Source organism: Nostoc sp. (assembly GCF_036916975.1).
GTDB lineage: Bacteria > Cyanobacteriota > Cyanobacteriia > Cyanobacteriales > Nostocaceae > Nostoc.
Window position 1 is genome coordinate 93772 of sequence record NZ_JBALFF010000036.1, and the last position, 13516, is coordinate 107287.

Genomic DNA, 13516 nt, shown 5'->3' on the forward strand with positions numbered 1-13516 from the left:
TACGTCTTTTGGTAATGCCCAAATGTTCTATATTGGTGTACATAAGCAAGCTAAAAACTTATTTTTAGGAGAGTTGCAATATATTAAAATATCCCCATAAAGGTTAATACTGCGTAGGTTTTGCCTAAAAGCGGGGTTTGTTGGGTAACACGAATGTTCTAACCCCGACAAATATTCTTAACCAAACCGTATTGGGTTAGCATCGCTACTGGGTAAATTTGCAAGGTTTCGGAACAAACACTGAAACTGATAAATTTTTGTTGATTGAAGTTACTTATACTGAGGTTGCGAAAAAGCAATAAACTGTTACAACCTCGAAGATGTAAAATTTTTGTTAAATTCAACGAGCATCTACAGTTTCACCTAATCGTCAAAAGGTACTCAGCATGACTGCAATTTCTCCAAAGGCATCTTCAGCGCTTCCCAATTTTTCTGAAGGAATTCAATATTTTGGTGAAGCTTTACCAGATTTTCAAACTTATGGTGCAACACCTGCTATAGAGTCGGGCAAAATAGCGATCGCATCACCCACAGACAAAGCAGCTGTATATCAAACTTTACTTGCTGCTGATGCCCTGCGCTACCTAACCTTACAAGTTACTGCTAGTAAAGCTTCTGGGCATCCCGGCGGATTCGCCAGTCAAGCAGAAGCTTACGCATCTCTTGTCATGCTGGGATACAAGAACATTATCACCGAAGTCGGACACCACGCCCCCGGATTTTATAGTGCCATGTTCTTGGATCGATCGCTAGAGGACATGGGAATATTTACAGTTCAACAATTGCGCGATCGCTTCCGAGAAAAGCACGGACTCTTAGGACACCTTTCTGGTTTCATCCCTGGTATTCTCGCACCTGCGGGGCCTTTGGGACAAGGGCAACACTTTGCAATGGCAGCTGCACTGTTGCACAAAGATAAGTTATTCCCTTTTACAGTTGGGGATGGTGGATTGGGTGAGCCTTATATTGTAAGTGCGATCGGGCATTTCCATACAGCTTATCCTGCTGTCACCAACTTCTTACCGGTGCTGGTGTGGAACGGTTACAGCCAAGAACATCACAGCATGGTTTCACTCAAAACCAACCCAGAGATGCAAGCATATTGGCAAGGTAACGGTTTTGATGAAGTGGTGTTAGTGAATGCCAAAGATTTTGACGATCAAAACCAGCCAGGGGATTACGTTGATAGTACTGCCTTTTCCTTTGAGAAGCGCCTAGAATTTACTCAAGCAGTCCTTTCTGGTGTAGATAAAGCAGCGCGTTTTGCACTGGGTGGTAAACTTACCGTCTTTATTATTAAACAACTCAAAGGTGCAGGAGTTCACGCACGCGGGGCAAAATCTCACAACCTGTATCCTAAAGATACGCTAGATGCGCCGCATATTATTAGTGCATTGCAAACCCGTGCTTTGTCTGCGGAAGCTTGGCAATTAGTCAGAACAAATGCAGAACGTGCCGGTGGTGGCCCAGCAGCAAAAACTGTAGTCACAGAATTTGAATTTCCATTACCAGATTTAGGCGAATTACCTTTAGAAGAATATGCAGTTGGAAGTGAAGCCAAAGTTTCTACAACCGCAATGGGACGATTGGTAGGAATAGTTGGAAACAAAGATCAGAATTTCCTTGTCACCAACGCCGATGGTAATGAAGCATCAGGAATTGCCAACATCAACCAAGCATTAAAGATTATCCACCCCACAACCGACGACTTATATTTTCAAGCACCAAACGGACAAGTTTATGAACCATTGAGTGAAGATGCTTGTGCCGGTTTAGCTGCCGGTTTAGCGTTAATGGGTGCGAGAACTTTGTGGTGTTCTTACGAATCTTTTGCCATCAACGGATTACCAATTTGGCAAACTGTAACCCAATCAATGGCAGAATTGCGCCGTCAAACTCCCTCGACTATTACTTTATTCACAGCCGGGGCATTAGAGCAAGGGCGCAACGGTTGGACTCACCAACGTCCCGAAATTGAAGCTTACTTTGCTTCGTTGATGCGAAATGGAAATGTTTTCCCATTATTTCCGCCTGATGCTAATAGTATTCAAGCTTGTTATGACTGGGCTTTGAAAACTAAGAATAAGGGAATTGTGATTACAGCAAGTAAAACGCCATTGCCAATTCGCACAACTTTAGAACAAACTCGTCAAGGGTTGCGCGATGGTGCTGTGCTATTACATGAAGTCGCTGGTGATAGACAAGTTGTATTTGCTGTAATTGGCGATTTAACATTAATGCCAGTATTTGAAGCTGCTGCTTTCTTAGAAACTGAAGGTATTGGTGCGAAGATTATTTCTGTGATTAATCCTCGGCAATTGTACCGTAGCCATGATACCGCATGGGATACCTGTTCTGAGCCTGAAGGCGGTTTTTTGGATGATGCGAAATTTGCCGAATTATTTGATGGTGATGCGCTAATTGCTGTGACTGGTGGTGCGGCGGGGATGCTAGAACCAATTTTGTTACGGAGTAATTGTAAACGCGATACTTTCGCTTGGAAACGTGGCGAAACTACAGCCAGTGCTGGCGAGTTGATGGCGTTTAATGGATTGACTGCTGAAGCGTTAACAAAACGTGCGATCGCATTAGTTCATTAAGGGTGGTATTTAATAATTAGAAAAGTCTAAACCTTAAACCGCATATATACGCAGATAGATGCCCATAAATTGGCGTTTTGATCCGTGTATCTGCGGTTCTTATTATTCATTGTGCTTTGTTAACTTTAATTAGATGGATTTTTTGAATTTTTCTTATTGTCAATTGACTGTAAATAAAACATACAAACACCATGAACGTCATAAAAGATAATAATTTATTAAATAATCTAAAAAACTTGTTTTCTTCGATAAATTATAAAGCTTATCCATCATTTATAGATGATTTATTTTCCTTAATTAAATCCCTACAAGAATCTCATAAGAAATCATTTGTTTTTCTCTTGGTTGGTCGTACAGGAGTCGGTAAGTCAAGCACTATAAATTCACTAATGGGTGAACCAATTTGTAATATAGGTGATTACGATCCAACCACAATAGATGTTCAGTCTTACGAGCATGAAATTAACGGTATTAAATTCACTATAATTGATACTCCGGGTCTTTGTGACAATATTCCAGAAAAGGGTAATGATCAAAAGTATATAGAACATATACGAAATAAAGTAAAACAAATTGATTCATTATGCTTTGTAACTCGTCTTGATGAGGCAAGAGTTAGTGCCGATGAAATGCGAGGCATAGAAGTTATTTCAGAGGCATTTACGCAAGATGTATGGAAATATGCCGTTATTATTTTTACACGCGCAAACAAAGCAGATAATTATGTAATAGATTTACAAGAAAGAACAAAACGTATTCAAAAGGAAATTGCAAAGTATACGGGTGATGAAGTAGCCAGCACTATTCCATCAGTTGCAGTAGATAATAAGAGCCAAACTACCCCAGATGGTAAGAGATGGTTGGAGGAACTTTATACACAAGTATTTAAAAAAATGTCTGATAGAGGTGCTGTGCCATTTTTTTTAGCAACAGTTACAAGAATAAATAAAACAGTTAAAAAAGATAAAAATCGGTCTAAAAAAAATATTTCGGACAATTCCGAACAAAATGATACCAGGGAGACAGAGATTAATTTGAATGGCCAACAAACGGAAGAAATTAAAAGTAAATTATTTAGTACTGTTCCTATTTTGGAAAAAATATGCGGCTCCCTTGGTTCTATATTTGGTGGTTCAGTAGGCAAAACAATAGGTGAAACAATAGGTGGTGTAATAGGTTACGGTCTTGACTTTATTTTTTCCCTATTTTCATAATTTTAACAGCACGTAACATAAGAATAAAATCCACCACTGTGTTGTTATCCAGCTATGAAACTGGTCACGGCGATTAATTACAGCAACCAATGGCCCTGTATCTAGCAATACACATCGCCTCATCACAAACCGTAACCATCCATATAATCTTTATTAGTAGACAAATCACTTGCTGCTTCCACACAACCAACATATTCTTGAGCAAGAGTCAAAGCCGAAACCCCTGATTTTATTTCTTGAGCAGATAACTCTTGCTTTTGCATTTTCGCAAGTAAAAATTCTACAAAATCTAATGCCTCTTGTTGCTTATCAGGAGGTAATATTCTTACCTTATCTATAATAATTTCCTCAATGCTCATTTTCTCTAGCCTCTGATATTAACTAATAAATTTTAAAATATTATTTGGCTGTATGCCATTATCAATTAGATTATTAGCCGCGATCGGTTTACAATTAGTCTATAGGATTTGTATTTGATTTTTGAACAAAATTAGGTATTGTAGGGTGCGTTAGAACGCAGTTCGTAACGCACCAAACCCTTAATGATGGTGCGTTACGCTGTCGCTAACGCACCCTACGTATCTTTTCAGAAATCAAGTATTAGTCCTATATAATAGGGTCATAACGAAAATTTTCCTCAATTCAATTTAGAAGTTAATTATGGTAATCAAATTTGAAGAAATATCTAGAGATATTTCTACTTTACCAGAAGAAGCTCAAATCTTACTACTTGATTTTATTCAGCTACTCAAAAAGCGTTATCCACAACCAGAATCAGGAAATCATAGTCAAGAAAAAAGTCTCTATGAAAAGTTTGATGAAATTGGATTAATTGGTTGTTGTTCTGTGGAAGAAAATTTATCAACTACATATAAAGAAGTTTTATATAATACATTAGATCATAAATATGATCATCGTTGATACAGGATTTTGGTTAGCTTTTAAAAAAATCAATTCTCATATTCAGTAAATTTTATGCTCAAAATTGTTCAAGCAACCTGCACTAATGGCGAACTGGTTTTGAGTGAAAAACTTAGCCCCGAATTAGAAGGTAAAACCATACAATTTTTGATTCTGGAACCAAGTCAATCTACTCAAACAATTGATGATGGAGAATCCAAAATCCATAAATTTTTAGAAAAAGTTAATAACTACTCTTTCCGACTTCCTCAAGATTACCAATTTAATCCAGAAGAAATATATGAGCAATAATATTTTTCTCGATACCAATCTCTGGATTTATCTTTACGCCAAAAACCCACCTACTATCATTAGTTTATCACGCGCGATCGCGCAATTTCTCTTCTAACAATAGGGCGTACTTGTATGCTGTGGAGTGAAACAATTGCCACAGTTTCGCCATCTAATGTGACAAATTCAACCTCATATCCTTTGTCACCCTGATGTACTAAAACAACAGTGCCTATATCACCCTGTTCTAAACTATGTTCTGGGAGATCACTAGTCAGAATAACCTTATCAAGTTCTTGAATCATAATCAGTATAAATCTTATAGTCTCAGCCAATTATAATATACTTAATATCTTACACAAGGATGGAACCATGACTGACACTCAAAAGATGGTTCGGTTAAACTTGGATTTGTCACCTGAACTAAATCAGATATTAGACGAACTAGCAAATAAAATAGGCACAAGTAAAAGTGATGTTCTGCGTCAGGCTATAACATTGATGCAAATCATGGTTATAGCTAAAGAGGAAACCAAAAAATTAGGAGTCCCAGAAGCAAATCAATTGATAGTGAATGAAATCATTCTCTCATCTGAGCAGCAGCCAAAACCGCATCCACTAGACACATTTATGGAAAGGCTTGGCCCTTGGGAAGATGAACGTACTGCTGAGGAAATAGTCAAAGATATTTATGATAGCCGGACTATTTCTAACAATGACATTAGTCTATGACTTATTTACTTGATACCGATACTTGTATTTATTGGATTAAAGATATTAATTCAGTCAGAACTAAAGTTAGAGAAATAGGATGGGAGCAAATTTCTATTTGCACCATCACGGTTGCTGAGTTATATTTTGGTGCTTATAATTCTCAACGAGTAGTGGAAAATTTGACTCGTGCAGAAGACTTTATTCAAAACTTACCCGTTGTAGCTTTAAATGATTCTGCTCTGAGAAAGTATGGTGAATTAAAGGCAGAACTCCGTAGAATAGGACAAACAATTGCTGAATTTGATTTACTAATTGCTAGTGTTGCACTTGTAGAAAATTAAATTTTAGTAACAAATAATACTCGCCATTACGAACGCATCAATGGATTAAAATTGGAAAACTGGATTTTGCCTTAGAAACTCAACATTAGTTAGTCCCGTAGGCTCTATTATGCTGTCGCTAACCCAGCATTCTCAGTTCAATTCCAAATAACATCTTCTGTACAATGGCGATCGCTTTTTTGATAGAGTGATGCTTTGTCGATCGCTAAAATCTCTATGCCCCAAGTATCGCTCCCCCAATCGCGGCATCCAGACCTACCCTTCACGGCTCTTGCGCCCATGCAGGATGTGACAAACCTCTGGTTTATGAAACTCATTGCCCACTACGGCAGCCCTGACTACTTCTTCACCGAGTATTTTCGCGTAAATGATACCTCACGGCTGAATCGTAGCATTCTGGCAGCAATCACCGAAAACGACACAGGTCGCCCCGTTTTTGCTCAAATGATTGGCGAAAGCATTCCCCACTTAGTAAGAACAGCAAAGGAACTCTGCAACTATAATATCGCTGGAGTTGACTTGAATATGGGCTGTCCAGCACCTAGAATCTATCGCAAAAATGTTGGGGGTGGATTGCTGCTATATCCAGAAAAAGTGGATCGGATTTTGGGAGAACTGCGTTCTGCTGTCAACGATCGCCCTTTAACCGTCAAGATGCGCGTAGGCTTTGAAAATACAGATAACTTTTACGAAATTTTAGATATAATCAATCGCCACAGCATTGATTTGCTGAGTTTGCATGGTCGCACCGTGAAAGATATGTACCACGGGGTAGTGAAATATGATTTGATCGCCTCTGCGGTGAAACGGGTTGATTGTCCGGTGCTTGCCAATGGTAATATTCATTCTGCGACAACTGCCCTTAAAGTGCTTTCGGAAACGGGCGCGGCGGGTGTGATGGTGGGACGCTGGGCGATCGGGAATCCTTGGCTTTTTAATCAAATTCGGCAAGCTATCCGAGGAGAGCCGATCGCGCCCGTTCCTTTAGTAGAGGTACGCAACTATATTGATCGTTTATCGCAAACCCCTTATTCTGCAACTATGCCAGTGCGATCGCGCGTAGGCTACCTAAAAATGTTCCTTAACTACATTGCCCTGAATGTTGACGCTGAAGGTCATTTCCTGCGGCTGATGCGACAAATGCAGACTGAGGTAGAAATCTTAAACCTCTGCGATCGCTTTCTCCTTGGCGATCTGACGAAAACTTTAGCCCTAGCACCCTATTCAGGCGTGTAACCTGCTTGCTATTTCGCTAATTCTCTGCTAAAAATTCTTAAACAGTCAGAATTTCAATGCCTCTCCAGGGCTTTAGCACTAGTAAATTATCATCTCCGATCAAGCAAAAAGGCAAATAAGTAAGTGGGCGCAAATAATTATCACTCGCTCGTAGTTGCGCTTTAGCGCATCCGGATAAAGATGCGCTAAAGCGCAACTACGAGCCAAATACAAAGATTTTACTTTTCGTTACATAGTTTGGTTTTATCTTGCCTACCTACTTATATCTGGATTGCAGATGATAACCAAAATCTTGAAACTGAAATTATTGGTATCTAAACAGCATGACAGATAAAATAGATTTATCACAAATAATTGCTAACAAAGCCGATGAAAACTTGCAGTCACAAGAAGATGTAGAACTTGAGCCAAAACTGCGAGAACTTAAGTTTAAACAAGAACTAAGAAAAGATTGGATTTTATTTATTGTCAGGGATGTAGTAATTTTTCCTGCCGCTATCCTTTTTATTTTTGCTATCAGTGGTTATTCCCTATTTCTTCATATTCATGGGTAACTTATCTGATGACATATAGCAATTCTATCTGATTGCTGAAAATCGCAAGGCTTAGATCCCCGACTTCTTAAAGAAGTCGGGGATCTCGTGCAGTATCAGTAAAATCGCGTAACTAATTTTACAGGCGACGAAACGAACTTGCTACAAGTAAACTCGTCTTTATATCCACACAAATTTTGCTGGATATAAAATAAGTATCTGATGGAAATCATCTAAAAATATGGGGATTTTAATATTTTTTGTTGCTTTAGTTGCCATTGTTGCTGTAATTATCATTAATAGCTACAACGATTTAGTCAAGTATCGGAATCGTTACAAAAATGCTTACTCTCAAATCGATGTTCAATTACAGCGCCGTTATGATTTAATTCCCAACTTGGTGGAAACTGCCAAAGGGTACCTGAAACATGAACGGGAAACTCTAGAAGCAGTTATTACCGCTCGGAATTCTGCAATTAATGCTAGCAGTCGGGCTGCCCAAAATCCCGGCGATCCCCAAGCAATGCAACACTTGGGCAATGCTGAAGGAGCGCTGACGGGTGCATTAAGTCGGTTGATGGTACTTTCAGAATCTTATCCAGAATTGAAAGCCGATCGCGCCATGACTCAGGTAATGGAAGAATTATCTTCCACTGAAAACCGGATTGCTTTTGCCCGTCAGGCTTTTAATGACGGGGTGACACTTTACAACACCAAGAGAGAATCTTTCCCCAGCAATCTTGTAGCCAATAATTTTAACTTTACTGTTGCAGAATTGCTCCCGGAAGCTACTCCAGAAATTAGAAATGTCCCACGCGTGTCTTTTTAGGTGTCTATGAATTTCTTTGAACATCAGGATCGCGCACGCCAAAATACGCAACAATTAATTGGGTTATTTTCCCTATCGATCGCAGTTATGATTATGGCAATTTATATTGCCACTTTATTTCTGTTTCGCATGGCTCCCCGTGTTTGGTGGCATCCAGGGATATTTATTTACGTGGCTGGGATTACAATAATTGCGATCGCAGTCGGAAGCTTATATAAAATTGCCTATCTGCGTGAGGGCGGAAGCGTAATTGCTGAGGAGTTGGGGGGAAGACTCCTGATAGCAGATATGGCGGATGAACAAGGGCGAATTCTATTAAATATTGTCGAGGAAATGGCGATCGCTTCTGGTATTTGCGTCCCAGAAGTTTATCTTCTGGAAAGAGAAACCAGCATTAATGCCTTTGCTGCTGGATTTTCGCCCAATGATGCTGTAATTGGAGTTACCCGTGGAACTCTGCAACACCTGAACCGAGATGAGCTACAAGGAGTCATCGGCCACGAATTTAGTCATATTATCAATGGAGATATGCGGCTAAATTTGCGTTTGGTAGGATTACTCCACGGGATTTTGTTCATTTATTTAACCGGGGAATTGCTCTGGCGGCTTCGTGGTACTTTCCGTTTAGGAAAGGAAGACAAGGGTTTACCTTTGTGGGCTTTTGGTTTAGCACTGATGGCAATTGGCAGTATCGGATTACTCTCTGGACGCTTAATTAAAGCCGCAGTCTCTCGCCAACGGGAATTTCTCGCCGATGCTTCGGCTGTACAGTTCACTCGTAACCCCAATGGACTTACCGGAGTCCTCGAAAAACTCCAAAAGATGGATTCCCGCTTGATTTCGCCGGGAGCAGAAGCCGCTAGCCACATGTTTTTTGGCAACGCCCTCAACCCCTCTTTTGGGGAAAATATGTTTTCTACGCACCCAGCCTTAGCAGAACGTATCCGCCGGGTTGGGGGTTTAAACGTCAGCAATTTACCAGCAATGCCATCTCGCAATCAGATGCGTTCCCCCTCCCAGGAATCCTTAACAATGGGCTTTGCTGGTGGTTTTAGCCCCACTCCAGAACAGATTGTAAACCAGGTGGGAAGCGTCACACCAGAGCATTTTGCCCATGCTCAAGCGCTGTTATCGCAGTTACCAGAATCTCTGCGTTTGGGTGCGCGGGAGCAAGAAAGTGCAATGGCGATCGCATTTGCCCTAGCCTTAGATACTGAAAATATCGAGATCCAAGAACGTCAAATTGCTTGGTTACGCGAGGTGCAGCCTGCGGAGTTGGTAGAAAAAACTCTGGAATTGAGCAGCGAAATTAGCCAGTTAGATCCTAAAATTCGCTTGCCACTTGTGGATTTAGCAGTACCTTAAGAAGAGTATAGATCGCCTCCGTCTAGCGAGTCCCAAACTCAAGCAAGCTATTGTTGATGCCTGCGCCCACACGGTACTATTAGACAACAAAGTTACACAGTCAGAAGCAGATTTACTAAGAGCGATCGCTATGACTCTAGATTGTCCCATTCCCCCATTTTTAAACCCTCAGCGTAGCGTTTCCAAACAGAAACAATCTTTTGCAAAGCAAAGTTAATATAACCAGTGATATAGGGGTTCTCGTTTATGTGAGGTACATCGGTAACAATATGGTTCGGTTAAGGCAAGAGACGCGATGAATCGCGTCTTTGCTTTTCATTATTGGCGTGATGGTTTCTTACCAAAGCCATAGCGCAATCTATCCTTAATCCAAGTTTGGAAGTTGTCAATGTAGCTAAATATCACCGGCACTACAACCAGTGTCAGCAGAGTAGAAGTTGTAAAACCGCCCATAATCGCAATTCCCATTGGTTGGCGAACTTCAGAACCCGCGCCAATTCCTAATGCTAAAGGTAAAGTCCCGGCGATCGTTGCCAAAGAAGTCATTAAAATCGGACGCAGACGTGACACACCCGATTCTACGAGTGCCTGACGTTGGGTTTTACCTTCCTGCATGTTGATGATTGTATAGTCAACTAACAAAATTGAGTTTTTGGTGACAATTCCCAACAGCAGGATGATCCCAATCAAGGCATAAAGTCCCAAGGGTTTTTGGGCAAGCATCAACGCTACCAGTGCGCCGCCTAAACAAAAGGGCAAGGCTGCCATAATCGATAATGGATGCAGAAAGTTGTTATACAGCAGCACCAGAATTGCATAGATACACATTAATGCCAATCCTAATGCACCACCAAAGCGCCCGAAAATGTCTTGCATAATTTTGGCGCTACCGGATGGTTGTTGTACTACCCCTGGCGGTAAGTTTTGCATCGCAGGTAGTTTGTTGATTGTTTCTACTGCCTGTCCCAAAGAAATGCCTTGCAAATTGGCTTCTACGGCAACTTGACGGGCGCGATCGTAGCGGTTAATCGTAGCAGGGCCACTGCCAAAGCGGATGTCTGCAACTGCGACGAGGGGAATCAATTTACCACTTTGACTGAGGACTTGCAGATTTGTGATTGTGTTGATGTCAGCCCGCGCCTTCGGATCGATTTGCACACGAATGGGGATTTGCCGATCGCTTAAATTAAATTTTGCCAAGTTGGCCTCATTGTCGCCGATGGTAGCAAGGGAAGCAGTCCGAGCGATCGCTTGCACTGTCACCCCCAAATCTGCCGCCCGTTGCGGGTTAGGAATTACCAATATCTCTGGTTTAACTAAACTCGCACTAGAAGAGACTTCCACTAATCCGGCTAGCGATCGCATCTGTTTTTCTAAAGCATCAGCAGCTTGATTCAGCGCTTCGGGATTTTCACTTCTGAGGACAATTGATAAACCTTTGTTACTGTCACCTGGTGACTGACTTTGAAAACTAATTCTAGCTCCTGGTATTTGCTCAAAGTCAGGGCGTACTTGTTCTTCAAACTGTTTTTGGGAAATATTTCGTTCTTCTCTAGGTTTGAGATTAATCGCAAGGGTTGCAGAATTTATCTCTTCGGTTGCTAGTACACGTTCAACTACTGGGTTTTGTCGGATGATGTCAGTGGCTTGTGTGACTACCTTGTTAACATCTTTTAATGTCGAACCTGGAGCTAATTCTATAGATACGTTAGAAATTCCAAAATCGCCATCATCAACAAAACCCTTGGGAATTAAGGGAACCAGCGTCAGACTCGCAACAAAAAAAGCTAATGCGATCGCCATTGTTGTCAATCTATGGCGTAACGCCCACTCAAGGAGCGATCTATAAGGTTGAAAGCCTCGGCGCTTTTCGGTGATAAGTTTTCTATTTCCGTTCCCGCTACCTGGAAGTGTAAATTTAAAATTGAAGAATTTTATTGTCCCTGTTCCCCCACTCCCTTCCTTCTCCTTCAAAAGATACGCCCCCATCATCGGCGTAACCATCCGCGCTACCAGAGTTGAGAAAATTGTGGAAACGGCAACGGTAACACCAAATGGTTGGAAAAACTGCCCCGGAATCCCACCCATAAAGGCAACGGGCAGAAACACCGCAATAATCGTCGAGGAACTTGCTATTACCGCTAACCCTACTTCGTCGGAAGACTCAAAAGCAGCTTCCCAAGCTGACTTGCCCATAGCCATGTGGCGTTCCATGTTTTCAATTTCCACAACGGCATCATCTACCAAGTTGCCCACCGCCAGCGCTAATGCCAACAAAGTCATGTTGTTGAGGGTGTAACCAAGGGCTTGCTGCACTGCGAAGGTGGGAATTATTGACAAGGGTAAGGCAACAGCCGTAATTAATGTTGCTCGCCAGTCCCGCAAAAATACTAAAATAACGATGACTGCCAGCAGCGAAGCTTGAATCAATTCATCAATGGTGGTTTGGTAAGATTGGCGAACAATATCGGCTCTAGTAAAAATTAAATCCAGCTTCACATCTGCGGGAAGGGTTTTTTCCAGTTCTTTAACTGCTGCTTTGACTCCTTGTTCCACAGTCACCAGAACGCTACCAGTACTACGCAACACTTGAAAAGCTACCACAGGTTGATTATTCAAGCGGGCGGCTTGACGCACATCGCCAAATTTATCTTCTACGGTTCCCAGGGTAGATAAGGGTACGGAACCACCTTGTGGTAAGAGGATTTCGTAGGTTTTCAACATATCCACACTAGCTGCACTTCCTAAAGTGCGGATACTTTGTTCGCTACCACCAACTTCGGCGCGTCCACCAGGTAAGTTAATATTCAAAGTGCGGATTTGGTCGTTTACCTGGGTGGCGGTGATACCCAGAGATTGTAAGCGATTTGGATTAAGATTAATCCGAATTTCTCGGTCAACTCCACCCACACGCTGAATTTGTGCAACACCACGAACTCCCAATAAGGCGCGGCTAATGGTTTGATCTACAATATTGCTTAACTCTTCTACAGAACGCCGATCTGATTTAACTGCGTAAGTAATCACCGGTCCGCCGGAAAAGTCCAGACGTTGCACAATTGGATCGTTGATATCTTGGGGTAAATCTTGGCGAATTTGAGCGATCGCATTCCGAACATCATTGGTGGCGCGATCGCTATCTGTACCCAAAACAAAATTGATTGTCGTGTTAGAACTCCCATCGCTGACGGTGGAAATCATATAATCGATATTGCCTAACCCCGCGACGGCATCTTCAATTTTTTTCGTCACTTGGGATTCTAGTTCGGCCGGACCTGCACCTGGTTGGGTGACTTTGATCGTAACTGTTGGCACATCAATATTTGGGTTAATATCAATCCCCAAGGATATGAACGAGAACCAACCCACAACCGTCAAAATTAAAAATAAAACTATTGTAGGAACAGGTTTTTTAATCGACCAAGCTGAGATATTAAAAGACATGGGAAAATTTTAGATTTTAGATTTTGGATTTTGGATTTGTCATTGGTCA

General features: G+C 41.4%; 13 protein-coding genes. 10 read left to right on the top strand and 3 right to left on the bottom strand.

Going from position 1 to position 13516, the window contains the following annotated elements; translation table 11 throughout:
- The first annotated feature begins 386 nt into the window (after window positions 1-386).
- Window positions 387-2600 (top strand): phosphoketolase, encoded by a 2214-nt coding sequence (locus V7K73_RS07695; protein WP_334878661.1) that lies wholly within the window; start codon window positions 387-389, stop codon window positions 2598-2600.
- A gap of 191 nt (window positions 2601-2791) precedes the next feature.
- Window positions 2792-3814: a GTPase gene (locus V7K73_RS07700; protein WP_334878663.1), complete on the top strand. Its 1023-nt coding sequence runs from the start codon at window positions 2792-2794 to the stop codon at window positions 3812-3814.
- Window positions 3815-3936: 122 nt separating this feature from the next.
- Here V7K73_RS07700 and V7K73_RS07705 read toward each other — a convergent pair whose 3' ends face one another.
- Window positions 3937-4173 carry a DUF2281 domain-containing protein gene (locus V7K73_RS07705; protein ID WP_334878665.1) on the bottom strand — a complete coding sequence of 79 codons (237 nt, stop codon included), beginning with the start codon at window positions 4171-4173 and terminating at the stop codon, window positions 3937-3939.
- Between the two features lie 301 nt (window positions 4174-4474).
- Here V7K73_RS07705 and V7K73_RS07710 point away from each other — a divergent pair, with 301 nt between their 5' ends.
- Together V7K73_RS07710 and V7K73_RS07715 are read left to right on the top strand one after the other, a co-directional pair.
- A complete protein-coding gene (locus V7K73_RS07710) occupies window positions 4475-4735 on the top strand; it encodes a DUF2281 domain-containing protein (protein WP_334878667.1) in 261 nt (86 codons plus the stop codon).
- Window positions 4736-4789: 54 nt separating this feature from the next.
- Window positions 4790-5026 carry a hypothetical protein gene (locus tag V7K73_RS07715; protein WP_334878668.1) on the top strand — a complete coding sequence of 79 codons (237 nt, stop codon included), beginning with the start codon at window positions 4790-4792 and terminating at the stop codon, window positions 5024-5026.
- Between the two features lie 59 nt (window positions 5027-5085).
- Here V7K73_RS07715 and V7K73_RS07720 read toward each other — a convergent pair whose 3' ends face one another.
- Window positions 5086-5310: a DUF4926 domain-containing protein gene (locus V7K73_RS07720; protein ID WP_334878669.1), complete on the bottom strand. Its 225-nt coding sequence runs from the start codon at window positions 5308-5310 to the stop codon at window positions 5086-5088.
- Between the two features lie 67 nt (window positions 5311-5377).
- Here V7K73_RS07720 and V7K73_RS07725 point away from each other — a divergent pair, with 67 nt between their 5' ends.
- From V7K73_RS07725 to V7K73_RS07750, 6 genes are all read left to right on the top strand, one after another.
- Window positions 5378-5737 (top strand): CopG family transcriptional regulator, encoded by a 360-nt coding sequence (locus tag V7K73_RS07725; protein ID WP_334878671.1) that lies wholly within the window; start codon window positions 5378-5380, stop codon window positions 5735-5737.
- Window positions 5734-6060: a PIN domain-containing protein gene (locus V7K73_RS07730; RefSeq protein ID WP_334878673.1), complete on the top strand. Its 327-nt coding sequence runs from the start codon at window positions 5734-5736 to the stop codon at window positions 6058-6060. The genes V7K73_RS07725 and V7K73_RS07730 overlap by 4 nt, the downstream gene beginning before the upstream one ends.
- 216 nt (window positions 6061-6276) lie before the next feature.
- A complete protein-coding gene (locus V7K73_RS07735; RefSeq protein ID WP_334878674.1) occupies window positions 6277-7296 on the top strand; it encodes a tRNA-dihydrouridine synthase family protein in 1020 nt (339 codons plus the stop codon).
- Window positions 7297-7619: 323 nt separating this feature from the next.
- Window positions 7620-7850 carry a hypothetical protein gene (locus V7K73_RS07740; RefSeq protein WP_334878675.1) on the top strand — a complete coding sequence of 77 codons (231 nt, stop codon included), beginning with the start codon at window positions 7620-7622 and terminating at the stop codon, window positions 7848-7850.
- Between the two features lie 220 nt (window positions 7851-8070).
- Entirely contained in the window at window positions 8071-8658 is a 588-nt protein-coding gene (locus V7K73_RS07745) for a LemA family protein (protein ID WP_334878677.1), read from the top strand.
- Window positions 8659-8664: 6 nt separating this feature from the next.
- The gene (locus V7K73_RS07750) at window positions 8665-10023 is read left to right on the top strand and encodes a M48 family metallopeptidase (RefSeq protein WP_334878678.1); all 1359 of its coding nucleotides are present in this window, start codon (window positions 8665-8667) and stop codon (window positions 10021-10023) included.
- A 318-nt stretch (window positions 10024-10341) separates the two neighbouring features.
- Here the strand turns inward: V7K73_RS07750 and V7K73_RS07755 are convergent, their stop codons facing one another.
- Window positions 10342-13467 carry an efflux RND transporter permease subunit gene (locus V7K73_RS07755; protein WP_334878680.1) on the bottom strand — a complete coding sequence of 1042 codons (3126 nt, stop codon included), beginning with the start codon at window positions 13465-13467 and terminating at the stop codon, window positions 10342-10344.
- Window positions 13468-13516 lie beyond the last annotated feature (49 nt).

What these genes read in the sequence shown, in the direction of transcription:
- V7K73_RS07735 (WP_334878674.1), top strand. Translation starts at nt 6,277, where the DNA reads ATGCCCCAAGTATCGCTCCCCCAATCGCGGCATCCAGACCTACCCTTC.
- V7K73_RS07745 (WP_334878677.1), top strand. Translation starts at nt 8,071, where the DNA reads ATGGGGATTTTAATATTTTTTGTTGCTTTAGTTGCCATTGTTGCTGTA.
- V7K73_RS07755 (WP_334878680.1), bottom strand. Translation starts at nt 13,467, where the DNA reads ATGTCTTTTAATATCTCAGCTTGGTCGATTAAAAAACCTGTTCCTACA.
- V7K73_RS07705 (WP_334878665.1), bottom strand. Translation starts at nt 4,173, where the DNA reads ATGAGCATTGAGGAAATTATTATAGATAAGGTAAGAATATTACCTCCT.
- V7K73_RS07750 (WP_334878678.1), top strand. Translation starts at nt 8,665, where the DNA reads ATGAATTTCTTTGAACATCAGGATCGCGCACGCCAAAATACGCAACAA.
- V7K73_RS07715 (WP_334878668.1), top strand. Translation starts at nt 4,790, where the DNA reads ATGCTCAAAATTGTTCAAGCAACCTGCACTAATGGCGAACTGGTTTTG.
- V7K73_RS07730 (WP_334878673.1), top strand. Translation starts at nt 5,734, where the DNA reads ATGACTTATTTACTTGATACCGATACTTGTATTTATTGGATTAAAGAT.
- V7K73_RS07740 (WP_334878675.1), top strand. Translation starts at nt 7,620, where the DNA reads ATGACAGATAAAATAGATTTATCACAAATAATTGCTAACAAAGCCGAT.
- V7K73_RS07720 (WP_334878669.1), bottom strand. Translation starts at nt 5,310, where the DNA reads ATGATTCAAGAACTTGATAAGGTTATTCTGACTAGTGATCTCCCAGAA.
- V7K73_RS07725 (WP_334878671.1), top strand. Translation starts at nt 5,378, where the DNA reads ATGACTGACACTCAAAAGATGGTTCGGTTAAACTTGGATTTGTCACCT.
- V7K73_RS07695 (WP_334878661.1), top strand. Translation starts at nt 387, where the DNA reads ATGACTGCAATTTCTCCAAAGGCATCTTCAGCGCTTCCCAATTTTTCT.
- V7K73_RS07700 (WP_334878663.1), top strand. Translation starts at nt 2,792, where the DNA reads ATGAACGTCATAAAAGATAATAATTTATTAAATAATCTAAAAAACTTG.
- V7K73_RS07710 (WP_334878667.1), top strand. Translation starts at nt 4,475, where the DNA reads ATGGTAATCAAATTTGAAGAAATATCTAGAGATATTTCTACTTTACCA.